Genomic DNA, 22,498 nt, shown 5'->3' with positions numbered 1-22,498 from the left:
TTCACGTAGAGCCGAGCTTGCTCGGCTGATCGTCTCCGGAGGCGATATACAAACAGCAGCGGAGCAAGCTTCGCTCTACGAACGGCGGAACCTTCAAGCTCAACGCCAGCCGAGGCAGCACGTTGGTTCACGTAGAGCCGAGCTTGTTCGGCTAATCGTCTCCGGAGGCGATATACAAACCGCAGCGGAGCAAGCTCCGCTCTACGATGGCGGCGGAGCGCTCAAGGAGATACGAGCAAATTCTGCTTCAGATCGCGCGGGACCGGGTCCGGCATGGCCTCTAAGGCGCTTCTTCGTCCAGGCTCAACACCATGCCAGGACGCAACACACTGTTGGCGCTCAGTCCGTTGCGAGTGAGCAACTGTTTGGTGGGCAGGCCGTAGCGCTTCGCGATGATCCAGGCCGATTCGCCGCTGCGTACCGTGTGCGAACGATGGGTGGAGGTGCGCGCGGCTTTGGCGGTGCCGGCAGTGCCCAGCGCGGCTGGGGTGATGGCAGCCCCTTTGTTCGCCCTTTCTGTCGATGCGCTTGTTACCGACATACTTTCTGAGGCGCTGTCCTCGGGCAGGTCCGCTTGCATCAATGCGCTGGGCACCACACCTTCTGGTGCAAGCACGCGCAAAGTTTTTTCGCTGCGGCTGAACTTGCCGGCCAAGGCCGGGTTCAATCGCCTCAGCAGGCCGCTGTCGTGTCCTTGGCGCGCAGCCCAACTCTCGAGACTGGCGGCGTCTTTCGGCAGCGGGTGCACTGTCAACACAGGCACCGGGCGGTCAAGGCGCTGCAGCCATTCTTCGCGGTCATCGGCTTGCTGAAAGATGCAGGCCAGCGCATGCAGTTTTTCCACGTAGGCATAAGTGATGCCGGACAGGCGAGGCAGTTCGGCAGGCCGCGCATTTTGCGCATTCATGCCAGCGCGGCGCATCGACTGCAGTATCCGGTACTCACCAGCGTTGTAGGCCATCACTGCCAGCCGCCAATCGCCGCCGAACATTCCATGCAGCGTCTTCAGATAGCGCACGGCCGCCTGCGTGGAGTCGACCGGCGACAAACGTCCGTCATAGCCGGCGTGCATGGGGACGCCATGGTTTCGGGCGGTTGTGCCGATCAGCTGCCATAGCCCGGCTGGGCCGCTGGCACTGCGGGCGCCAGGTTTGTAGCCGCTTTCGACGAACGGGATCAGGGCATATTCGGTTGGCAGGTGTGCGTCGCGCAGCGCATCGACCACATAACCGAATAGCGGCAGCAAATCGTCGTTGGGTTTCGTCAGTTGACCTGGGGCGTGCCCGAATTGTTTTTCCCAGCGACCGCCGGTGGCCGCTGCGTCACAGTTGGGGTCGGCCAAACCTTCGCGAAAGCGCTCGTAGATATCCAGCCCGGTGCGTTGACGTGCAAACGGCGGAACTGTTGCGGGGTCAATAGGCGGAACGGGTGTTCCATCCGAATCGACGGCGATGTTCAACTCGTCAGGAGTTGCGGAAACTGGCGCTGGCGCATCAGCCGCGGCCGCCGTGACGCTGGCCAGCAACAGACAAACCAGAAGATGGCGCCGCCTCATACGCGGAATTCGTCTTTCCAGCGCCTCAGTTCGGCGAATGTCTCCACGCGATCCTGTGGTGGGCGACCCAGGCGGTGCGCTACGGCATCGCGGATGGCGGGGGTGTCGATTCGCAGGAAAGGATTGGTGGCCACTTCCTGAGCCAGCGTGGAAGGGAGGGTAGGGCGACCGGCGTTGAGCATGGCTTGGGCTTCCTCGGTACGGCGACGCCGGGCGTCGTTGGCGGGATCGGCGACGCGCGCGAAGGCCGCATTGGCCAGGGTGTATTCATGACCGCAGCACACTGCGGTCTGGCCGGGCAGGGCAGCCAAGCGGTCCAGCGACGCCAACATCTGTGAGGCGGTACCTTCGAACATCCGCCCACAGCCCAGGCTGAATAGCGTATCGCCGCAGAACAGGTGCGGCTGACCGTCTCCGCCACCACCAAGAAAGGCCACGTGGCTGCGGGTGTGGCCGGGCACGGCCAGTACCGAAAACCGCCAGTTCTTCAACGATATCTCTGCGCCGTCGCCAACCCGCTCGGTCGCCTGGGGAATGCGCGCATCTTCCGGCGCGAAGACCGGCAGCGTGGGCCAGCGCTGGCGCAGTGCCTCCACGCCCCCGCAATGATCGTGATGGTGATGGGTGAGCAGCACCGCCGCCGGCCAAAGGCCGTGTTCAGCAGCGGCCAATACGGGAGCAGCATCACCCGGGTCCACGATCAGCGCGTCGCCTTCGTCGTCCACCAGGGCCCAGATGTAGTTGTCTTCGAATGCAGGAAGGGCTAGCAGACGCATGCCGGGCGTGCTCGCAGGAGACGGGGAAGGACGCTCGGGGGCGGTGTCCTCTACAATCGCGAACATGCCTGCCTTTATGTTCAGCCGTCAACCCGATGCCCTGACGTGGTTCGGGAACGGCCCCGGTGGGCGGTTGCTCGCCGTGGAGCGGCCTTGGGTGGCGGCTGCGCTGAAGGCACGTGCGCCACAGCCTTGGCTGTGGCTTGGTCCTGCTGCCCAGGAACTGTCCCCCGGCCCTTCGCCAAGGGGCATCCAGCTACACCGGCAGGCACATGGCTTTACCGGCAGCGTGCGCTGCGATCTTCCTTTGCCGTTGCCGACCGAGGCCATCTGTGCGGTGGTACTACAGCACGCACTTGAGACCGGCCACGATGATCTGCTGGCGGAATGTGCACGTGTCCTGGAACCCGGAGGGCACCTGTGGCTGTTCACCCTGAATCCCTGGAGCCCATACCGTGCCCGCTGGCGGGGCCTGGATATGGTCATCCACGACGCCGTGGGCTGGCGCGAGCGACTCCGGGGCGCAGGCCTGCAGCCGGCGGGTCGCGAAATCCGCTATCTGGGCCCGGTCTGGCGAACCAAAAGCGACGGCATGGGGCCGGCCCCCAGCCGTCTGCGCGCCATTTGCCTGCTGGAAGCTGAAAAACGCGTCGCTGCCCTGATCCCCCCATCGCCGGCCCAACGTCCCTGGAGGACGGATGCCGCACCTGCATGAACAAGAAGAATCCCTGCATGAAGCATCCCTGCATGAAGCCGCACCGCATGAAGTACCCCGCATGAAGCAAGTGAGTATCCATACCGACGGCTCCTGCCTTGGCAATCCCGGGCCGGGTGGCTGGGCAGCGTTGCTGCGCTATCAGGAGCGCGAACGCGAGCTGGCCGGAGGCGAGGCACTGACCACCAACAATCGCATGGAGCTGATGGCGGCAATTGCCGCCCTGGAAGCTCTGACCGAGCCCTGCAGCATCGCGCTGTACATCGACTCGCAATACGTGCGCCAAGGCATTACCGAATGGATGCCCAACTGGGTCCGCCGGAACTGGAAAACCGCCGCCGGCGAGCCTGTGAAGAATCGTGACCTGTGGGAGCGCCTATATGCGGCTACGCTGCGCCACCAGATCGAGTGGCATTGGGTGCGGGGTCACTCCGGCGATCCGGACAACGAGCGGGTGGACGTGCTGGCCCGCAATGAAGCACTGAAGTTCCGTGCGGCCGCGGCCATAGGCTGAAGCATGCAGTCGCCTGTGCAATTGGAAACCGACCGCTTGCGGTTGCGGGAACTATCCGCATCTTCCGTCGAAGATGCCGCCTTCATATTGCGTTTGTTGAACGAGCCTTCGTTCATCCGCAACATCGGCGATCGCGGTGTCCGCAGTCTTGACGACGCGCATCACTACATGGCCAACGGCCCGGTCAGCAGCTATCGCGCCTATGGCTACGGCTTGTATCGGGTCGAAATAAAAACCAGCGGTGCGATTGCCGGTCTGTGCGGGCTGGTTCGACGCGAAGGCCTGAACGGACCGGACCTGGGTTACGCGTTTCTGCCGGAATTCTGGTCCCAGGGATACGCTTTGGAATCGGCGCGAGCCGTGTTGGCGCATGCCCGTCGTTCATTGGCGTTGGAGCGCATTATGGCCATCGTCAACCCGGACAACGAGGATTCCATTCGGTTGTTGCAGAAACTGGGATTCGGGTTTGAGAGAATGATGCAGCTGTCGGAAGACGACAGCCCTGTGAATTTGTTCGTTCTTGAGAAGTAGAGAGGTAACCCGCCCCACATGCGCCAGATCGTTCTCGATACCGAAACCACCGGATTGGAATGGAAGAAGGGCAACCGCGTCGTCGAGATCGGTTGCGTCGAATTGCTGGAACGTCGGCCGACCGGGCGTACGTACCACCAGTACCTCAATCCCAAGCGGGAGTTCGAACAGGGCGCCGCCGAAGTGACGGGCCTGAGCCTTGAGTTCCTGGCCGACAAGCCGCTGTTCGCCGAGGTGGCCGATGAATTCCTCGCGTTCATCGATGGCGCCGAACTCATCATTCACAACGCCGCGTTCGATATAGGTTTCTTGAATTACGAGCTATCGCTATTGGGCGATCACTACGGCCGCATGCAGGATCGGGTGCGCGTGGAGGATTCGCTGCTGCTGGCGCGGCAGCGCTTTCCAGGGCAAAGAAATTCATTGGATGCGCTGTGCAAGCGTTTGGGCGTGGACAACACCCACCGGCAGTTGCACGGCGCATTGCTCGATGCGCAACTGCTGTGCGATGTGTATCTGAACCTGACCGCGGGCCAGAGTGAGATAGGTTTTGGAGGATTGGACGAACCTGGACAGACGACCGTCGTGGTGACCCAAGCATTCGCCATTGCCGCGGCCGGCCCGCGCCCACGCGTGCAACCGTCTGCCGAAGAACTCGCCGCGCACGAAGCACGCCTGGCCAAGCTGCGCAAAAAAGCTGGCGGCACCTGCCTGTGGGATGAGCCGGAGTTTATCGCCGCCGCAGTAGGCATGTAGGACTGGCAACAGAATGCGGGCGCTGCAAGCCGCGGATCCGAATCCGTAGGGGCGCCGCCCCGGCGCGAGCTTTTTCAGTCAGATCACGGCAAGAGCGAAAAGCTCGCGCCGGGACGGCGCTCCTACAAAGGAAAGGACGAGAAATCAGTGGCAACGCACCAGGATCGCGGTGACGTTGTCGGAGCCGCCGCCGTCCAGGGCAGCGGCCACCAGCGTGTCCACGCATTCCTGTGCGCTGCAATCGTCGTGACGCAGCGTGTCGGCGATACCACTGTCATCGACTTCTTCCGTCAGTCCGTCGCTGCACAACAGCAATTGCATGCCGGGTTTCAACTCGCCCGTCATGGTTGCCACGTTCAGATGATTAGGGTCGGTGACACCCAGCGCCTGCGTAACCACATTGCGGTGAGGATGCGAACGCGCTTGTTCGCTGGTCAGCGCGCCTTGGGCGATCAGTTCCTGTACGTAGCTATGGTCCTGGCTGAGTTGGGCCAGCTGGCCGTCGCGCCATAAATAGGCGCGGCTGTCGCCCACCCAGGCCACTTCGAAGCGATTGCCCTGTACTCGCGCCGCCACCACGGTCGTACCCATTGGCAGGGTATCGTTGCGGCGACGGGAGGTGCGGATGATTTCTTCGTCCGCGATCCGAATGGCTTGTGTCAGGGGGGTGCCTTCGCGGATTTCACGCACGATGGTCTCGCGCGCCAGCGCGCTGGCGACCTCGCCGCAAGCATGCCCGCCCATTCCATCGGCCACCAGCCACAGCCCCAGTTCGCTGTCGCCGTAGTAGGTGTCCTCGTTTAATTCCCGTCTTAGGCCTACGTGGGTGATATGCCCGAACTCGATCATGGTGCCCTGTGGTGTTGGACGGGATTTTCCCTACCCATTCATACGGAATGATCCGGGGGAAGCGGACACCAGGCAAGGAAAAAGCGCGCCGCTGGGCAGGCGGTGTTCAGCAGATTCAGGTAGGAGCATGTCTGCTCCGCTTGTCCGGATGCGGGGCGCCCCGTATCATGCACGGCCCCGGTTCGCGCCGGGAAACCACCCGGAGAGGTGGCAGAGTGGTTGAATGTACCTGACTCGAAATCAGGCATGCGTTTATAGCGCATCGGGGGTTCGAATCCCCCCCTCTCCGCCAGATACGAAAAAAGCCCCGCGAGGGGCTTTTTTCATATCTGGCGGAGAGGGGGATTTTGGAAGAGAACCCGTGGGTTCGACAGAACGGCAGGATTGCCGTTCTGCACGGCGCAGCCGCCCGAAAGGCGAGGCACATGGATGTTGTAGGAGCGCCGTCCCGGCGCGAGCTTTTGCTTCTCGTATCTGACAGCAAGAGCTCGCGGCGAGGCGCCGCTCCCACAGGTTCGCCGGGGCCGTGGAACCAGAAAACGAGTACGCCACGTTCAGCCATCTCGACTAAACTGACCCGATTCACGCACCGGCGCAGTCCTATGTCAGAAATTCTGGTTCCTGTTTCCTTTGGCGAATTGCTCGACAAGATCGCCATTCTGCAAATCAAGTCCGAGCGAATGAGCGACCCAGCCAAGCTGGCGAATGTGCGCAACGAACTGTCGGCGTTGGAAAAGACCTGGATGGCGCACCCGGCCGCAGGCGGCAATATCGCGGAACTGCGTGCGCAACTGAAGGCGGTCAACGAACGCCTGTGGGTGATCGAGGACGACATTCGCATCAAGGAAAAGGCGCAGGTCTTCGACGACGAATTCATCCGCCTGGCCCGCAGCGTCTACTTCGAGAACGACGAACGTGCCCGCATCAAGAAAGATATCAACCTGGCGCTGGGTTCCAGCTATGTGGAAGAAAAGTCCTACCAGGACTATAAAACTGGCGCTGCGCCGTAACTCGGCCTAAACGATGCAAGGCGGCTCCTGTCGACCGAATCCCATCGCCAGTTCCCAGGTCAGTTGCGCGGCTGGGATGTCCTTGCATCCGGTGACGTTCTGGCCCGCCCATAGCGGCGAATAGTCGCCACGGCCTTTCGCTTCGGCAGCATGACGCAATGGCGCCACTGCGCTGGTCGCCAGCGGAAATGCCGGCACGTCGCTACTGATGGGACCCCATGAGCGGACCGCATGATTGACGATGCCACGCGCGGGACGGCCGGTGAAAACATTGGTCAGTGCCGTGTGGTGAGCGGTGAGGCTTTGCAGCGCATCCCGATGAACTTGACGGGTTTCGGTTTCCGGGCACAGCAGGTAGGCAGTACCGATCTGCACTCCTGCCGCGCCCAACGCCATGGCGGCGGCCACGCCCTGGGCGTCGGCAATGCCGCCCGCCGCAATCACGGGCAGATCAACGGCCGCGATGATCTGTGGCAGCAATGCGAACGTGCCCATCTGCAACGTCAGGTCATCCGACAGGAACATGCCGCGATGGCCGCCCGCTTCCAGGCCTTGTGCAATAACGGCATCCACGCCGTGCGCCTGAAGCCAGCGCGCTTCATCGACCGTTGTCGCGGAACCCAATATCCGGCAGCCCCAGTCGCGCAGTGGCGCCAACCAATCGGAAGGCGGCAGGCCGAAATGGAAACTGACCACGGGTGGCTGGAACTCACGCAGGAATTCCGCCATCGCCGCATCGAAAGGATTACGCCCAGGGCCTGCTGGCAGCGTGGTCGGATCGATGCCCCAGGCGCGATAGTCGTCCGCCAAACGCGAGCGCCATGCCGCGTCGCGTACCGGGTCGGCGGGCGGCGGTGCATGGCAGAAGAAATTGAGGTTGTAAGGATGTGCCGTCTGCGCGCGTATCGCGGCGATTTCCTCTCGCATGATCTCTTGCGACAGCATGGCGCAGGGCAATGCGCCCAGCCCCCCGGCAGTACTGACGGCAATCGCCAGCCGACTGCCTTGCACCCCGGCCATGGGTGCTTGCAGAAGAGGAAGTTCTGTTCCCAGCAGCGTTTGCAGCGACATCGAAATATCCTGCCGTGATGACGAAACGGATTATGCGCTTAGGGCCTGGGTACCTCGGTGACCCCGAACCGCTACCTTGACAATCCACCCTGCCGGGAGCGATTCCAGCGTCAGGTTTTGGCGGCGTCGGCGACGAACCGCTCGAAAGCATCCACGGCATCCTGCACGGAAATAAGCGCCATCACGTCCTCGAACTCGATCTTGGTGCCCCATTTGAGTTCGCTCGCAGGCCTACCCATGAACTTCCGCGCCGCGGCGTCGTACATGTCCACGCAGTAGCGCACATCCGAATAGGGCCCGCTGCGCAGCGGATTGCTGGCCGCATGCAGGCCCAGCACTTTGGTACCCATCGCGTTGGCGATATGCATGGGGCCCGAATCCGGCGTCACGACCAAGTCAGCGCGCTCAAGCAAGGCCGGCAGTTGCTTCAATGTGTCCTTTCCCACCAGATCCAGCGCCGGTGCGCGCATCGCGGCCAGGATGGCATCGGTGGTGCTGCGTTCCAGTTCGCTGCGCCCGCCGCACAGCACCACTCGCCAGCCGCGGTTGGCGGCATGGTCGGCGACCGCGGCGTAGCGATCGGGGTACCAGTTGCGGCGGACGTGGCTGGAGCAAGGCGAGATCATCAGCACCGGCACGCCATCGTTTTCCCACTGCGCCGCCGCCCACTCGCGCGCTTCCACGGGTATCGGCAGGTCCCAGACGACCTCGGTCTGTCGCAGGCCCAGGGGTTCGCAGAAGCTGCCCATCGCATCCAGCACATGGATGCCCGGCCGGTCGGGAATGCGCTCGTTGATGAAAAGCCCATGCAGGTCCTTGGAGCGGGAACGGTCGTAGCCAATACGGCGACGTGCGGGTACGAAACCCGACAGCACGTTGGCGCGGAATGCGACCTGCATCTGCAGCAGCGCGTCGAAACCCTCTGTCGGCAACTCGCGGCGTAACGCCCGCATGCCGGCCAGACCGGATTTCTTGTCGTAAACGTGGAATGTCACTCCCTCCAGCCCCTCGAGCAGCTTGTGACCAGCCTTGTCGATAATCCAATGCAATCGGTTTTCCGGCTGCGGCCAACGCTTTTGCAGCGTGCGGACCAACGGTACGACATGGGTAACGTCGCCCAGTGCGGACAGGCGAAGCAGGCAAAACGAGGAAGGAATCGTAGGCAAAGTAGGGATTGTCAGAGGGAAGGCGTCCACGCCGAAGCGCATGCGCGAGAGGAAAGGTGAGCAAGTGTATGTCGATAAACACTGGACCACGACAGCGTAACGGACTGTCTTGAATATGGCTTATCGCGTGCGATTCCCTCCAAGACCTGCCGCAGGGCGGGCATGCACCACCGCCCAAGCTATCCAAACGGCGCTGACACGCTCTAGACTCGCCGAATGGTCAGCTTCGACGCCTCGGAATCCTTGACGCCGTTCCGCGAAGGCGACGCGTACGGCGCGATTTTGTTCGATCGCAAGCATATGCGGCAGGCCGATCCGGATTGGTTCGTTCCGGAAAAATGGGGCGACCGCGCACAGCCTGTGGATAGCGGTGGACGCGGCGGCGCCTGGTTCATCGATGCGCCATCCAGCCGTTGCGTATTGCGGATATATCGGCGTGGCGGGCTGGCGGCGCGTCTGAGCCGTGATCGCTATGTTTGGCGAGGCCCCAACCGCACGCGCAGTTTCGCCGAATTCCGGCTGACCCGGGCGCTGCTGGAGCGCGGCCTGCCGGTGCCACGGCCGGTAGCGGCCAGTTACGTGCGAGAAGGCATGTTCTACCGCGCCGCGCTGCTGATGGAGCGTTTGTTGGATGTGCGCCCGTTGGCCGACCTGGCTCACTCGCAGGCGGGCGACGCGCCATGGGACGCCAGCGGCCGATTGATCGCGCGCTTCCATCGGGCGGGTCTGGACCATGCCGACCTCAACGCTCACAACATCCTGTTCGACGAAAAAGGCCATGGCTGGCTGATCGACTTCGACCGCGGCGCTCTCCGGATTCCCGCCACCGGCTGGCGGGAGGCGAATCTTTCCCGCCTCAAGCGTTCTCTCTTGAAGACGCGCGGCGAACGGTCGGTGGATGAAGTGAACTACGACTATGCGCGTTTGCGCAAAGCCTACGATATCGCCTGGTCTCGGGGGTTCTGATGCCCTGGCGGTTGCGCTTTCATGGTGTTGGCAATGCGTCGGCGGTCGACCTGGGTTCGGCCATGGCCACGGTGGAGCGCGATGGCGCTCCCTGGCTGACGATCGATTGCGGCGCGGAAGGACTGACGGCGTATTCAGCGCAATACGACCAGCTGCCGACGGCTTTGTTCGTCACGCACGTGCACTTGGATCATGTGGCGGGATTCGAGCGGCTGTTCGTCAGCAGCTATTTCGACCCCGCACGGCACGGCAAAACCAGGTTGTACGTACCGGCGCCGGTGGTGCCGCTGTTGCACCAGCGAGTGGGCGAATATCCGAACGTCCTGGCCGAAGGCGGCGCCAATTTCTGGGATGCCTTCCAGCTGATCCCCGTCGGCAGTGCGTTCTGGCACGACGGCATCCGGCTGGAAGTGTTTCCGGTGCGCCATCATTGGCCGGACACCGCTTTCGGCCTGCGTCTACCCGGCAGCATGGTATGGACCGGCGATACCCGGCCTATTCCGGAGATGCTGGCGCGCTATGCCGACGCGGACGAGCTGATCGCTCACGACTGCGCACTGCACGGCAATCCGTCGCATAGCGGCATCGACGACCTGGAACGGGAATACACCCCGGAACTGCTCCAGCGATGCGTGCTGTATCACTACGCCAGCGCGGCCGACGCTCGGCTACTGGAAGCGCGTGGCCATCGCGTCGCGGGGCCGGGAGAGACGCTGGCATTGAACGAACCCGTCATAATGCGGGTCCAAACCGCATGAACAGCACCGTGCCGACACCTGAATTGACTGCCACGCCGCGCGACGTCCGTGGGCGTCCGCTTCGCGACCTGCGGCTGTCGGTGATCGAAGCCTGCAACTATCGCTGCGGCTACTGCATGCCGGCCGATCAAGTGCCCGACGACTACGGCCTGGATGCCGCGTCGCGCCTGTCGTTTGATGAGATCGAAACGCTGGTCAGGGGCTTTGTGCGCGTTGGCGTACGCAAGTTGCGCCTGACCGGCGGAGAGCCGCTGCTGCGCAAGCGCTTGCCGGAGCTGGTCCGGCGACTGGCGGCCATCGACGGATTGGACGACCTGGCGCTGACCACCAACGGCTCACTGCTCGCCGCGCACGCACGTCCGCTCCACGATGCCGGTTTGCGCCGGATTACCGTCAGTCTCGATGCTTTGGAACCGCACGTATTCGGCGTCATGTCGGGTGGACGCGGGCGGGTGGAAGACGTGCTGGCCGGCATCGATGCAGCCGTGGACGCCGGTTTTCGCCGCCTGAAGATCAACAGCGTGGTCCAGCGCGGTGTCAATGAGGATCAGGTGCTGCCCTTGGTCGAACACTTCCGCGGCAGCGGACACGTCCTCCGATTCATCGAATACATGGACGTAGGCACCTGCAATGGCTGGAAGCGCGAACAAATGGTGCCTTCGGCCGAACTGCGCGACCGCATTGCCGCACGCTGGCCTCTGCGTCCGCTGGATGCCAATTATCGCGGCGAAGTAGCGACGCGCTACGGCTTCGAGGATGGCGGCGGCGAGATAGGTTTCGTCAGCTCGATCAGCGAACCGTTCTGCGGCGATTGCCATCGTTCGCGCGTATCTGCGGATGGCCATTTGTATACCTGCTTGTTCGCCGCTGCGGGCACGGACCTGCGCGCGGCGCTGGCGCAGGGCGAGGACGCGCTGGTCGCCCGTGTCTCTGCGCTGTGGGCGCGACGCGCCGACCGCTATAGCGAAATGCGCGGCTTGCCGTCGGCGCGCAATCGCAAGCACGTCGAAATGTTCCTCATCGGCGGGTAAGCTCTACCCGCTCCGCCATGATGGCGGCGAACCTCCTTTCGAACCGATCATGGCCACAGGCAAGAAATCACTGACGCACCTGGATGCCGCCGGAAGACCGGCCATGGTGGACGTATCCGCAAAGGCGGTCACCGCCCGTGAAGCCCGCGCGGAATGCCGCGTGCGTTTCCCCAAGGATGTGGCGCAGCAATTGCGGAAGAATGGTTTGCGCAGCGCCAAAGGCGGCATTGTCGATACCGCGGTCATCGCCGGAACGATGGCCGTCAAGCGTACGCACGAGCTGATCCCGTTCTGCCATCCATTGCCGATCGACAGTTGCCGGATCGCGATCGACTGGGACGGTGAACAATCGCTGCGGATCGAATGCCAGGTCAAGACCACACACCGCACCGGCGTGGAGATGGAGGCGCTGACTGGCGCCACCGTGGCGGCGTTGACGGTCTATGACATGTGCAAGGCGCTGTCGCACAGCATCGTGATTGGCCCTGCAAAACTAGCGGCCAAGCGCGGCGGCAAACGCGACTTCGGTGAGACCTCATGACGAAGGTGACGCTGCTCTATTTCGCCAGCTTGCGCGATGCCGCTGGCACGGGTTTGGAAACGGTGGAGACTTCGGCGCACGACTTGTCGATGCTTTATGCAGAAGTCAGTGCGCGACACGGGATCGGTTGGAAGACAGATGCACTGCGGGTCGCCGTGAATGGCGAGTTCGCGCGCTGGAGCGATCCGTTGCCCGACGGCGGCGAAGTGGCGTTCATCCCACCCGTGAGCGGAGGCTGAAATGAACCGCTTTCGATTGGCCGATATACCGTTCGAGATAGACGAGCTTCGTGCGCGATTGCTGGATGAGCGCGCGGGTGCCTACGCGTCCTTTGAAGGCTGGGTGCGCGACCATAACGATGGCCGCAAAGTCGATGGCTTGCGTTATGAGGCTTATGCCGCGCTGGCAGAAGCCGAGGGCGAACGCATCTTGAGTGAAGCCATGGAGCGTTTCGAAATCGTGGAAGCTTGCTGCGTGCACCGCATCGGTGACTTGGCCATCGGGGATCTGGCGGTATGGGTCGGTGTGAGTGCAGGGCACCGCGGCGCGGCCTTCGACGCCTGCCGCTTCATCATCGATGAGGTCAAAGCGAGAGTGCCGATCTGGAAACACGAACACTATCGGGATGGCGACGCGGGTTGGCTGCATCCGCAGAATGACGCGCGGCAAGACGGCTGAAAGGGGTTAGGGGATGAGGGGCGCTACATTAACGCTGGGCTGGCTGCTCTGGTTGTCGGCGGCGGTTTCGCACGCCTCCGAATTGCTGGTAGCCAATAAGTCGGCCGACACCGTGTGGCGGTTGTCGCTGAAGGACGGGCGCAGGATCGGTGAATTCCGCACCGGCGATGCGCCGCATGAAATATCGGTGTCGCCGGACGGGCGCACCGCCGTGGTCAGCAACTATGGCGGAGTCCGTTCCGGCAATACTTTGTCGGTGCTCGATCTAGCCACGGGCAAGCCGAGCCGCCAGATCGATCTCGGCCAGCATGGTGCCCCCCACGGACTGCGTTTCCTGGCGGACGGCCGGCGCGTGGTGGTCACTACCGAGGCCTCGGCGCGCCTGCTCGTGGTCGATATCGCAGCAGACCGGATCGACAAGGAGATCGATATTGGCGATGGCGTCGGTCACATGGTGGCGTTGTCGCCGGACGAGCGTTTCGCTTATGTCGCCAAGATTGGTAAGGGCGCGGTCAGTCGCGTCGACCTGAACGTGGGCGTGGAAACCCATGAGCGGCCAGCAGGCAAAGGCGCCGAAGGCATCGCGGTGCGCCCGGATGGCCGGGAAGTCTGGGTCACCAATCGCGAGGAAGGCACCATCACCGTGCACGACCCGAAAACGCTGGCAATTCGCCGACGCATGACCAGCCAGGGGTTTCCTATCCGCGTGACGTTTTCGCCCGATGGCCGGATGGCTTTCGTGACTAAGGCCCGGTCCGCCGCCTTGGAAGTCTTTGATGCGCGTACCAAGCTATCGTTGGCCACCGTGGCACTGTCCCGCGAGGACACCGAATACCAGGACACCATGCTAGGTAAAGCCGCCCTGCCGATCGGGGTAATCGTCGATCCAGACACCCCGCGCGCTTACGTGGCCATCAGCGGCGGCGATCGCATCGCGGTGATCGACACCGAACGCTGGCAGGTAATCGATTATTGGGTGACCGGGCGCGAGCCTGATGCCTTGGCTATCGTCGCGCGCCCGCGCGCCCCGCTCTTGCCGTAGTGAATAGCCGGCGTAGAGCGGAGCTTGCTCCGCTGCTTCTGCGGCTGGCACGCGGCACCACGGAGAGCAGCCGAGCAAGCTCGGCTCTACCAGGTAATCGACGCCCGAAAAGGTGGCGGCCCCGCCGGCTGACCTCGGCGCCCGCATCAGTCGATACCGTTGCTGCCTTCCGGCCCTGGCGGGATTTTCAACCTAGCGTCGCGAGGGGCCGACGGGGCCACCATAGGACTGAATGCGCGTTGCGACGCATCGAAACTACAAAACTGGCGGAGAGAGGGGGATTCGAACCCCCGAAGCGCGGTTTAGACGCTTACACACTTTCCAGGCGTGCTCCTTCAACCACTCGGACACCTCTCCGGACCTGCCCGCCGCCTTCCGGCTGCTTTCAGGGCCGCAAATTCTAGCTGTCGCGGGGATTTATTGCGAGTACCTGTTGAATCGCCTCGCTTTCACGACGGATCGCAGGGCCGGCGACCCGCCGTGGCACAATGTCGGCATGTCCTATCTCGTCCTTGCCCGTAAGTGGCGTCCGAAGCGTTTTGCCGAGCTGGTGGGCCAGGAACACGTGGTCCGGGCGCTGACCAATGCGCTGGATAGCGGCCGCGTTCACCATGCTTTCCTGTTCACCGGCACCCGTGGCGTGGGCAAGACCACCATCGCCCGCATCTTCGCCAAATCGCTGAATTGCGAACACGGCACCAGTGCAGATCCCTGCGGCCAGTGCGCGGCCTGCCTGGACATCGATGTTGGCCGTTATATCGATTTGCTGGAGATCGACGCCGCATCCAACACCGGCGTAGATGACGTTCGCGAAGTGATCGAGAACGCGCAGTACATGCCTTCGCGCGGCAAGTTCAAGGTCTATCTGATCGACGAAGTGCACATGCTGTCGAAGGCGGCGTTCAACGCGTTGCTGAAGACGCTGGAAGAACCGCCGGAACACGTCAAGTTCCTGCTGGCTACCACCGATCCGCAGAAACTCCCGGTCACCGTGCTGTCGCGTTGCCTGCAGTTCAACCTCAAGCGTCTGGATGAAGGCCAGATTTCCGGCCAGATCACCAAGATACTGAACGCTGAACAGATCGAAGCCGACGACAGCGCCATCCGCCAGATCGCCAAGGCCGCCGATGGCAGCCTGCGTGACGGTTTGTCGCTCCTGGACCAGGCCATCGCCTATGCCGGCGGCGCCCTGCGCGAGGAGGGCGTGCGGACCATGCTGGGTACGGTGGACCGCACCCAGGTGAACGCCATGCTGGAGGCGCTGGCAGATGGCGACGGCGAGACGCTGCTGAAAGTGGTTGCCGCTTTGGCGGAGTTCTCGCCCGATTGGGGTGGCGTGCTGGAAGCGTTGGCCGAAGCGCTGCACCGGATACAGGTACGCCAGTTGGTGCCCAACGCCGCAATTGACGCCGAAGGCGTCGATGCCGAGGGTCTTGCTGGCCGATTGCGCCCGGAAGTGGTGCAGCTCTGGTACCAGATGGCCCTGAACGGCCGCCGCGATCTCCATTTCGCTCCCAGCCAGCGTGCCGGTTTCGAAATGAGCGTGCTGCGCATGCTGGCATTCCGACCGGCGCAACCCGGCGAAATGAAAGCCGGAGAAACCAGCGCTGCGGCTTCGGCGGCCAGGACCGCCGCACCGACCGCGCCAATGGCGCGTCCGGCAGTCGAACCGATACCGCAACAGATGGCGCGGCATGAAACGCCACCGCCATTGGCGCCTGCTGCGTCCGCAGTGCGCGCGGTGCCTTCTGCGCCGGACCCGATCAAGCTTGAACCCGTCAAGTCTGAGCCCATCAAGTCTGAACCGACCCAGCAAGAGTCAACCAGACCTGAGCTTGCCGCGTCGTTTTCGCCGGGCGACATCGGCATCACCGATGTGGAGACCTGGCTGTATTTCGCTGACAACAGTGGGTTGAAAGGCGCCGCGCGCCAGTTGGTGGAGAACGCCGGGTTCGCCGGGTACGAAGCCGGCGTGCTGCGGCTTTCGCTGGATACCGGATTCGACTATCTGCGCTCCGAGCGCTCGGTGAAGGAACTGACCGATGCCATCGCTCAGCGGTATGGTGCCGCTCCGAAGCTCGTATTCGTCGCAGCGGCATCGGTAACCGAAACATTGAAGGAACGTGGCCATCGTCAGCGTAGCGAGCAACAGAACGCCGCCGAGGAAGCGTTCATGAGCCACCCGGACGTGCAGCGGCTGATTCAGCAGCATGGCGCCAAGGTGGTGCCGGATTCGATCCGTCCTTTCGAAGAATAAGTGCGGGCCGGGGCGCGGCTCGGTTGCGTAGTGGCATGCTCGCCCTCATCCTTTTCCGATCCGCGCGGCATCGCGACCGTCGCGGCCCTTCTGGACTCGACAACAGGCCTTGGAAATGCGTGGAAATATCGCCCAATTAATGCAGCAGGCGCAGAAAATGCAGGAAAACCTGCAGCGTGCGCAGGAAGAACTGGCCAAACTTGAAGTCACTGGCAATGCCGGTGGCGGCATGGTCAGCGTGACCCTGACCGGCACCAAGGAGTGCCGCAAGGTGCGGATCGACCCATCGGTGCTGTCCGACGCGGAAATGCTGGAAGATCTCATCGCCGCCGCCTTCAACGACGCCGCCAACAAGGTCGACGCGGAATCCAAGGCGAAGATGGGTTCGGCCACCGCCGGCATGCCGTTACCGCCAGGCATGAAGCTGCCGTTCTGACGGTCGCCCCTTTCTCCGGCATTGGAGAGATGCCTCGCGACGCCTAGTGCTCGAGTGCCAGATGCCGAGGCGGATGAGGTTGGAAGTGCTGCGCCTCAGAAATCCAGCGTGCCTGAAGGCCGTATGCCGCTTCATCAAAATACTTCCGCCAAGAATAATTCCGCGATGAGCGCTTCATTACTCGAACAACTGATCGAATCTCTGCGCGTTCTGCCTGGCGTCGGTCAGAAGACCGCGCAGCGGATGGCCTACCATTTGCTGGAGCGCGAGCGCGAAGGCGGCAAGCGGCTGGCCGCAGCGCTGGAGACGGCGATGGAGAAGATCGGCCATTGCGCGATGTGTCGTGACTTTGCGGAAACCGAGATCTGCGCCACCTGCGCCAGCGCCAGCCGAGACCGTCATCAGTTATGCGCCGTGGAATCGCCCGCGGACCGATTGGCCATCGAACAGGCTACCGGCTACCGCGGTCTGTATTTCGTATTGCAAGGGCGCCTTTCGCCGCTGGATGGCATCGGGCCGCGCGAGCTGGGGCTGGACCTGCTCGCCAATCGCCTGGCGGAAGGCGAGATCGCCGAGCTGATCATTGCGACCAATCCCACGGTGGAGGGCGAGGCTACCGCGCACTACCTGGCGCAGCTGGCTCGCCAGCATGGCGTGCGTCCCAGCCGGCTGACGCATGGCGTGCCGCTGGGTGGAGAACTGGAATACGTTGACCGCGGTACGCTGTCGCACGCATTCGGTTCGCGCAGCGAGATGCCCCAATAAACCATCGCAGGATCATCATCATGTCCGACAACGACACACTCTTCGGCAAGATCATCCGCCGAGAAATCCCGGCCACCATCGTCTATGAGGACGAACATGTGCTGGGGTTCAAGGACATTGCCCCACAGGCGCCGGTGCATGTTCTGTTCGTCCCGAAGAATGAAGCTATTCCCACCCTGGACGATCTGAAACCGAATCAAGCGGAGCTGGTGGGCCGGTTGGTATTGGTGGCGGCCGAGTACGCTCGCAGCGAAGGCCTGGCCGAAGATGGATACCGAGTCGTGATGAATTGCCGCGAGCACGGTGGCCAGACGGTCTACCACATCCATCTGCACTTGTTGGCCGGCGCGCATCTGGGGCGGTTTGGTACGTCGCGGTAGGGTGGTGAGCGGTGACGTAGAGCGGCGTCACCGCCGCGAGTTTTTTGATGTCTGTCGTAGCCTGCGCTATGCGAACGATCCGTTGCACTCAGGTCGCGCACAGTCGCAGCTTGCGTGTGTGGCATGCGTCCCGCCGCATGGGGCCGACCTACGCCATTTCCATGACTAGCTTCCTGGAAAGAAATAAAAACGCCGCTCGTTGAGCGGCGTTTTCGTAGCGGGGAAGCGGACTGCCTTCTTACCAGCCCCACCAACCCCAGCGCGGTCCCCAATAAGGGCCCCGGCCCCAATAAGGATCGTAGAGAGGATAGGGGCGTACTTCCACCTCACGCACTTCCGGCCATAGATAAACCACGTCGGCGGCGACACGTGGCAACCGATAGTCGTACTCGCCGATACGGGCGGTTTCGTAACCATCAATGCGTCCGACGAAAGTGATCTCGCGGCCCTCGGTGAACACGGCGGGATCATAGAAGCCAGCGCGGCAGGCGATGAAGCGGCCGTCGGTGGCGTCGGGCGCGGAACTCAACGGCCGACCGGTGCCGGACAGTGGACGCGACACCAATTGGAAGCAGGTGTTGTTCTGGCCTGGCTTGGTTTCGATGATGCGGCCGCCCCAGCGAACCGTGGCGCCGACCTGAGGGCTGGCCACCGAATCGCGCGGATTGACGGGAGTAAAAGCGCCCTGAAGCGGCTTGGGAGCAGTGGCACAGGCGGCCAGTAGTGCGGTGGCTGCGGCAAAGATGAGAATGCGAAGCTTCATGACCGATCTCCAGAGGTTCATGGGCGATGCCGGCGCAGTTCTTCGATCAGCGCGCCATGGTCCCCACTGGCATCAGCGTAGCGCGCGGCGACGAAACGGCGGCTGAGCGAAAACAGCATGTTGGCACCCTGTGGCCGGGTGGCGGCGACTCGGCGGGCCCAGACCAAGGCGGGCTCGTGTGGCTCGCGTGCAAGTCCCAGTCGCGCATAGCGCGCATCCAGTCGGTGCCAGGCGCGCAATAGCGGGTCGCGCTCGCGCTCGCCACGCGCCAGCAGCCAGGCCATCCAACCTAGTGCCGATAGAGCGAACAGTCCGAACAGGACACCCAAACCCGCCGTGCCCAAGCCGTTCGCGCCCAGCCGTTGCAGCATCTGCAACTGCCGGGCGGCGTCGAAGCCAAGTACGAAATCGTTCCAGCCCCGGCGCAGCCAGTCGCTGAAATCTCCCATGCGAACCAGCCCATTCAATCCGCCTGCCGATGCGACGCGATCCTCCAAGGTGTCGTAGATGCGTTCGGGCGCCACCGCCGCCGTGGGATCCACACGTACCCAACCACGCTGTGGTAGCCAGACTTCCGCCCAGGCATGTGCATCCATTCGCCTGACGACCCAGTAGTTGCCGAAGCCGTTGCGATAACCACCGGCGTAGCCAGTGACTACACGCGCCGGAATGCCGGCGCCACGCATCAGCACTACGAATGCAGAGCTGAAATGTTCGCAGTAGCCCTGTTTCTGATCGAACAGGAATTCATCAACGGCGTGCCGGCCTGGCAGTGGGGTATCCAGTGTGTAGGCGAATTCGGCGCGGATCCATCCCAGCGCGCGACGAACGACGGCATCGTCGTTGTCGCCGGCCTCCCGGCGCCATTGCGCAGCCAAGGCCAGCGTGCGCGGGTTATATCCCGTCGGCAGTGCCAGAGCGCGTTGGCGCATCACCCGTTTGAGTCGCGGCCCGAAGCTTGCGGGCGGTGCCGATTGCATCCTCCAGCGGGTGAGCGAACTCAAGGGGGCGGCGACATACAAACCATAGTCGAAAGAAACCTGGACGCCAGCGGGAGTTTCAATCGGCAGATCCAGCGCAACCAACTGCCGACGATCGGTGGGCTCGAGTTCAATCTGGTAATCCCACTGAAGATCGCCGGTGGTTACCGGTTCGGCGGGAAGATTGCGCATCCAAGCCGGCTGGGTCCAGGTGCGTCCGTCGAAATCCCACAACACCGGTCCGCGCCAGTACATCTCCTCGCTCTTCGGTGTGGCGCCGAAGAATTGCGCCCGCAGGGCAGGCGAATCGTCCGCCATCAAGTCCAGCCATCCCCCTGGGCTCATGCTGTCGCCCAGGCCGGGCCGGCTCAATGCGCGCTCGGGAACTCCCCAAAGCGGCGAGGAGAAGCGCGGGAACAACCAGAATGCGGCCAACATCAGCGGCAGACCAATCGCCACCAGTTTTCCGACCTGCGTCAACCGGTGCAGTGGAGAGGTGAATGTCGTCAACGCGAACGCTTCGACGTCGGCTAGTCGCTGCAGGGTTACCAGGCCAGCCAAAGCCCCCAGCAACGCCAGCACCATCATCATCGGTCCCTGGTCGAGCAGGAACGCGGCGAATGGCGCGAACATGGCGAAACCCAGCAGGCTGCGTGAGTCGCGCAAGCTGAAGGTTTCAGCCGGCTTGATCGCCAGCATCGCCGCCAGCATCGCGCAACCCGTGTCGCGACCGAAGCGCAGACCCATCACCGACAGCACCGCGGCCAGCATGGCCAATGCCATCAGCACGCGCAGCACTGCGGGTATCGGTCTGCGCCACGATGCGGCGGCTACGGCCAGCGCGGCTGCTCCGATTCCCGCAGCCAACGAAGCCGGCAACTGCAGTAACAATGCCAGCAGGCACAGCCCGGTGGTCGCCAGCGTCCACAATCGGCTGCCGGTGTCTATCGCCGGTAGAGAAAGATCAGCGGCTTTCGACATGGGGCAGCAACGCGAGTGCGCGCAGACAGAGGTGGCGATGGGCGACGCCTTGCGCCGGGCCCAATGCGGGCTGACCGGGTAGCACCAGCCGATAGCGACGACCTTCGCGCTCAGCCAGATCGACCCAGCGCGCCAGGCGGCGAATGCGCTGTTCATACGGCACGGCCGACAGGCTGTTCCATTCCAGCGCGACTTCTATCCCGAGGGGCTGTTCGTATTCGCGCACCAGCAAGGTATTGCGGCGTGCAGAGGGTTTCCAAGCGATAGCGCGTCGTGGGTCGCCGGCGCGATAGGCGCGTAGATGGTGCACGTCATCGCCGGCGGGATGCAGGCGGGTTTGCAAACCTTCACCCTTGCCACTGGGAAGCGGCGGTCCGTGCGTTTCCGGTGCCGGATAGACCAGCATCGGCGTGGCCGGCCATACCCATGACCAAGCGTGTGCCAATCCCAGCGGTTGCGTGGTGGAAATGCGGATGCGGTGCAGATCCAGCCAGCCGCGTTGCTGAGTCGGCAAGGTCACGGCAACGATGACGGGCTCATTGGCGAACGGCGGCGCGAAGGCCGTTGTCTTCAGTACATCCAGCCGCAGCCCGCGACGTGGCCGGCCATCCTTCGCCGACAAAGCGATGTGCAGCGACAGCGGGGTGCCTGCGGCAACTGGTTCGGCGGATACCGCCTCGAAGCGCAGCCCCGACAATTGCAGATGCGCGGCAATAAGGCTGGCCATGCCGGTGGCGCAGAGCAGCAACGCCAGCAGCAGCGCGGGATTGTTGTTGTAGTTCAGCGCACCCAGCACCATGGTGAACAGCAACGCGGCGAAGAACAAACCGAATTTTGTCGGTAGTACATAGACCCTCCGCCGGTTCAGTTGCACAGGCAGTGCTTCGGCATGACGCGGACGCGCCAACAAGACGAAGTGACTGGCCAATCGTTCGCGCAAGCTGGCGAGCATCGTCGAGGCTATTCCCTTTCCCGAATGGAGTTACCCGGATGAAGCAACGCGGCCTCAGTCCACCGGGACCGCATGCAGGATCGCTTTGGCCAGTGCCGGTGCCGAAGAGGCTTCCGCTTCGGCTACCAGCCGGTGCGCGGCCACGGCGGAGAACAGCGCCTGCACGTCTTCGGGCAACACGTGGTTGCGACCCAGCAGCAGCGCATACGCGCGCGCCGCCCGCAACAGCGCGATGCCGGCGCGCGGCGATAGCCCTACGCGTGTACCCGGATGCTGGCGGCTGCGTACCAGCAAGGCCTGTACGTAGCCGATCAGTGCATCGCTGGCGCGCACTTCACCGACGGCTTGCCGTAACGCCAGCACATCGTCGGACGACAGTATCGGCATGGTCTGCGCTATGAGCGTGCGCCGATCACTGCCGGCGAGCAGCGCGCGTTCGGATTCGGCATTCGGATAACCCAATGCCAACCGCAACAGGAAGCGATCCAGCTGCGAGTCGGGCAGCGGATAGGTGCCGGAAAGATCGACTGGGTTCTGCGTGGCGATGACGAAGAACGGATCCGGCAATGCGTGAGTGGTGCCGTCCAGCGTGACCTGATGTTCCGCCATGGCTTCCAGCAACGCACTTTGCGTGCGCGGCGGGGCACGATTGATTTCGTCGGCCAGTAGAACGTTGGTGAATACCGGGCCGGGATGGAACTGAAACTCACGCGATTGCGCGTCGTATATGGAGACGCCAAGCACATCGGCCGGTAGCAGGTCGGAGGTGAACTGCACGCGCTGGAATCCCAGTCCCAGTGTGGCCGCCATGGCATGGGCGAGGGTAGTCTTGCCCAAGCCAGGCAGATCTTCGATCAGCAGATGCCCATCGGACAGCAGCGCGACAAAGGCGAGCCTGACTTCGTGCGCCTTGCCCAGCACCAATGAATTGACCTGTTGTTGCGCGCGCTTCAGTGCGTCCGCCAAGGCTTCGGATAGCATAGGACGAGGGCTTGGAATAGCAGACATCGCGCGTTCGGTCCTTA

General features: G+C 63.1%; 25 protein-coding genes, 2 tRNA genes and 1 other RNA gene. 17 read left to right on the top strand and 11 right to left on the bottom strand.

The genetic code is table 11. The annotated features are described in order from the left end of the window. Positions 1 to 280: 280 nt before the first annotated feature. Both AADW18_RS07790 and gloB read right to left on the bottom strand, forming a co-directional pair. Complete coding sequence (locus AADW18_RS07790) at positions 281 to 1,555, bottom strand: transglycosylase SLT domain-containing protein (RefSeq protein ID WP_337342812.1); 1,275 nt, start codon at positions 1,553 to 1,555, stop codon at positions 281 to 283. Then, a complete protein-coding gene (gloB, locus tag AADW18_RS07785; protein ID WP_337342811.1) occupies positions 1,552 to 2,331 on the bottom strand; it encodes a hydroxyacylglutathione hydrolase in 780 nt (259 codons plus the stop codon). The genes AADW18_RS07790 and gloB overlap by 4 nt, the downstream gene beginning before the upstream one ends. A gap of 64 nt (positions 2,332 to 2,395) precedes the next feature. Between gloB and AADW18_RS07780 the strand changes: the two genes are divergently transcribed. The 4 genes from AADW18_RS07780 to dnaQ all read left to right on the top strand — a co-directional run bounded on the left by AADW18_RS07780 (position 2,396) and on the right by dnaQ (position 4,847). Then, the gene (locus AADW18_RS07780) at positions 2,396 to 3,046 is read left to right on the top strand and encodes a methyltransferase domain-containing protein (RefSeq protein ID WP_337342810.1); all 651 of its coding nucleotides are present in this window, start codon (positions 2,396 to 2,398) and stop codon (positions 3,044 to 3,046) included. Positions 3,047 to 3,107: 61 nt separating this feature from the next. Beyond that, the gene (gene rnhA / locus AADW18_RS07775) at positions 3,108 to 3,560 is read left to right on the top strand and encodes a ribonuclease HI (protein ID WP_337343292.1); all 453 of its coding nucleotides are present in this window, start codon (positions 3,108 to 3,110) and stop codon (positions 3,558 to 3,560) included. Positions 3,561 to 3,563: 3 nt separating this feature from the next. Beyond that, positions 3,564 to 4,091: a GNAT family N-acetyltransferase gene (locus tag AADW18_RS07770; RefSeq protein WP_337342809.1), complete on the top strand. Its 528-nt coding sequence runs from the start codon at positions 3,564 to 3,566 to the stop codon at positions 4,089 to 4,091. Positions 4,092 to 4,109: 18 nt separating this feature from the next. Continuing rightward, on the top strand, positions 4,110 to 4,847 hold the full coding sequence (gene dnaQ, locus AADW18_RS07765; RefSeq protein ID WP_337342808.1) for a DNA polymerase III subunit epsilon: 738 nt from the start codon (positions 4,110 to 4,112) through the stop codon (positions 4,845 to 4,847). A gap of 144 nt (positions 4,848 to 4,991) precedes the next feature. Here the strand turns inward: dnaQ and AADW18_RS07760 are convergent, their stop codons facing one another. Continuing rightward, entirely contained in the window at positions 4,992 to 5,696 is a 705-nt protein-coding gene (locus AADW18_RS07760) for a PP2C family serine/threonine-protein phosphatase (protein WP_337342807.1), read from the bottom strand. A gap of 201 nt (positions 5,697 to 5,897) precedes the next feature. Here AADW18_RS07760 and AADW18_RS07755 point away from each other — a divergent pair. Both AADW18_RS07755 and AADW18_RS07750 read left to right on the top strand, forming a co-directional pair. After that, positions 5,898 to 5,988 (top strand) — tRNA-Ser (locus AADW18_RS07755). A 310-nt stretch (positions 5,989 to 6,298) separates the two neighbouring features. After that, positions 6,299 to 6,706, top strand: coding sequence for a DUF6165 family protein (locus tag AADW18_RS07750; RefSeq protein ID WP_337342806.1), 408 nt, complete (start codon positions 6,299 to 6,301; stop codon positions 6,704 to 6,706). Positions 6,707 to 6,712: 6 nt separating this feature from the next. On the opposite strand, the gene AADW18_RS07745 is transcribed toward AADW18_RS07750, so the two are convergent. Together AADW18_RS07745 and AADW18_RS07740 are read right to left on the bottom strand one after the other, a co-directional pair. Beyond that, positions 6,713 to 7,777, bottom strand: coding sequence for a nitronate monooxygenase (locus tag AADW18_RS07745; RefSeq protein WP_337342805.1), 1,065 nt, complete (start codon positions 7,775 to 7,777; stop codon positions 6,713 to 6,715). A gap of 110 nt (positions 7,778 to 7,887) precedes the next feature. Beyond that, positions 7,888 to 8,943, bottom strand: a complete 1,056-nt coding sequence (locus tag AADW18_RS07740; protein ID WP_337342804.1) for a glycosyltransferase family 9 protein — start codon at positions 8,941 to 8,943, stop codon at positions 7,888 to 7,890. A 216-nt stretch (positions 8,944 to 9,159) separates the two neighbouring features. On the opposite strand from AADW18_RS07740, the gene AADW18_RS07735 reads away from it, so the two are divergent. The 7 genes from AADW18_RS07735 to AADW18_RS07705 are packed head-to-tail and all read left to right on the top strand — an operon-like array spanning position 9,160 to position 13,959. Beyond that, positions 9,160 to 9,909 carry a 3-deoxy-D-manno-octulosonic acid kinase gene (locus AADW18_RS07735; protein ID WP_337342803.1) on the top strand — a complete coding sequence of 250 codons (750 nt, stop codon included), beginning with the start codon at positions 9,160 to 9,162 and terminating at the stop codon, positions 9,907 to 9,909. Beyond that, a complete protein-coding gene (locus AADW18_RS07730; RefSeq protein ID WP_337342802.1) occupies positions 9,909 to 10,667 on the top strand; it encodes an MBL fold metallo-hydrolase in 759 nt (252 codons plus the stop codon). The genes AADW18_RS07735 and AADW18_RS07730 overlap by 1 nt, the downstream gene beginning before the upstream one ends. Further along, complete coding sequence (gene moaA / locus AADW18_RS07725; RefSeq protein ID WP_337342801.1) at positions 10,664 to 11,698, top strand: GTP 3',8-cyclase MoaA; 1,035 nt, start codon at positions 10,664 to 10,666, stop codon at positions 11,696 to 11,698. The genes AADW18_RS07730 and moaA overlap by 4 nt, the downstream gene beginning before the upstream one ends. A 49-nt stretch (positions 11,699 to 11,747) precedes the next feature. Continuing rightward, complete coding sequence (gene moaC, locus AADW18_RS07720) at positions 11,748 to 12,239, top strand: cyclic pyranopterin monophosphate synthase MoaC (RefSeq protein WP_337342800.1); 492 nt, start codon at positions 11,748 to 11,750, stop codon at positions 12,237 to 12,239. Further along, positions 12,236 to 12,478: a MoaD/ThiS family protein gene (locus AADW18_RS07715; protein ID WP_337342799.1), complete on the top strand. Its 243-nt coding sequence runs from the start codon at positions 12,236 to 12,238 to the stop codon at positions 12,476 to 12,478. The genes moaC and AADW18_RS07715 overlap by 4 nt, the downstream gene beginning before the upstream one ends. Before the next feature lies 1 nt (position 12,479). Further along, entirely contained in the window at positions 12,480 to 12,917 is a 438-nt protein-coding gene (locus AADW18_RS07710; protein WP_337342798.1) for a molybdenum cofactor biosynthesis protein MoaE, read from the top strand. Positions 12,918 to 12,930: 13 nt separating this feature from the next. Next, a complete protein-coding gene (locus tag AADW18_RS07705) occupies positions 12,931 to 13,959 on the top strand; it encodes a beta-propeller fold lactonase family protein (protein ID WP_337342797.1) in 1,029 nt (342 codons plus the stop codon). Between the two features lie 118 nt (positions 13,960 to 14,077). On the opposite strand, the gene ffs is transcribed toward AADW18_RS07705, so the two are convergent. Both ffs and AADW18_RS07695 read right to left on the bottom strand, forming a co-directional pair. Then, an RNA gene (gene ffs, locus AADW18_RS07700) (signal recognition particle sRNA small type) lies at positions 14,078 to 14,174 on the bottom strand. Between the two features lie 49 nt (positions 14,175 to 14,223). Further along, a tRNA-Ser gene (locus AADW18_RS07695) sits at positions 14,224 to 14,316 on the bottom strand. A 139-nt stretch (positions 14,317 to 14,455) separates the two neighbouring features. Here AADW18_RS07695 and dnaX point away from each other — a divergent pair. From dnaX to AADW18_RS07675, 4 genes are all read left to right on the top strand, one after another. Continuing rightward, positions 14,456 to 16,216 carry a DNA polymerase III subunit gamma/tau gene (dnaX, locus tag AADW18_RS07690; protein ID WP_337342796.1) on the top strand — a complete coding sequence of 587 codons (1,761 nt, stop codon included), beginning with the start codon at positions 14,456 to 14,458 and terminating at the stop codon, positions 16,214 to 16,216. Between the two features lie 115 nt (positions 16,217 to 16,331). Then, the gene (locus AADW18_RS07685; protein WP_337342795.1) at positions 16,332 to 16,652 is read left to right on the top strand and encodes a YbaB/EbfC family nucleoid-associated protein; all 321 of its coding nucleotides are present in this window, start codon (positions 16,332 to 16,334) and stop codon (positions 16,650 to 16,652) included. A 165-nt stretch (positions 16,653 to 16,817) separates the two neighbouring features. Next, a complete protein-coding gene (gene recR / locus AADW18_RS07680; protein WP_337342794.1) occupies positions 16,818 to 17,417 on the top strand; it encodes a recombination mediator RecR in 600 nt (199 codons plus the stop codon). A gap of 20 nt (positions 17,418 to 17,437) precedes the next feature. Continuing rightward, a complete protein-coding gene (locus AADW18_RS07675; RefSeq protein ID WP_337342793.1) occupies positions 17,438 to 17,797 on the top strand; it encodes a histidine triad nucleotide-binding protein in 360 nt (119 codons plus the stop codon). A gap of 238 nt (positions 17,798 to 18,035) precedes the next feature. Here the strand turns inward: AADW18_RS07675 and AADW18_RS07670 are convergent, their stop codons facing one another. Genes AADW18_RS07670 through AADW18_RS07655 form a run of 4 tightly spaced genes read right to left on the bottom strand, consistent with a single transcriptional unit; the run spans position 18,036 to position 22,454 of the window. Beyond that, positions 18,036 to 18,560 carry a Slp family lipoprotein gene (locus AADW18_RS07670; RefSeq protein WP_337342792.1) on the bottom strand — a complete coding sequence of 175 codons (525 nt, stop codon included), beginning with the start codon at positions 18,558 to 18,560 and terminating at the stop codon, positions 18,036 to 18,038. Between the two features lie 17 nt (positions 18,561 to 18,577). Further along, on the bottom strand, positions 18,578 to 20,521 hold the full coding sequence (locus tag AADW18_RS07665) for a DUF3488 and transglutaminase-like domain-containing protein (protein WP_337342791.1): 1,944 nt from the start codon (positions 20,519 to 20,521) through the stop codon (positions 18,578 to 18,580). After that, positions 20,505 to 21,473 carry a DUF58 domain-containing protein gene (locus AADW18_RS07660; protein WP_337342790.1) on the bottom strand — a complete coding sequence of 323 codons (969 nt, stop codon included), beginning with the start codon at positions 21,471 to 21,473 and terminating at the stop codon, positions 20,505 to 20,507. Before AADW18_RS07660 ends, AADW18_RS07665 begins: the two co-directional genes overlap by 17 nt. Before the next feature lie 54 nt (positions 21,474 to 21,527). Then, entirely contained in the window at positions 21,528 to 22,454 is a 927-nt protein-coding gene (locus AADW18_RS07655) for an AAA family ATPase (protein ID WP_337342789.1), read from the bottom strand. Positions 22,455 to 22,498: the final 44 nt, after the last annotated feature.

The organism is Pseudoxanthomonas sp. CCNWLY206-1, assembly GCF_039710385.1.
Taxonomy (GTDB): Bacteria; Pseudomonadota; Gammaproteobacteria; order Xanthomonadales; family Xanthomonadaceae; genus Pseudoxanthomonas_A.
The sequence above is the reverse complement of the archived record's forward strand: the minus strand, read 5'-3'. Positions and strand labels throughout refer to the sequence as shown.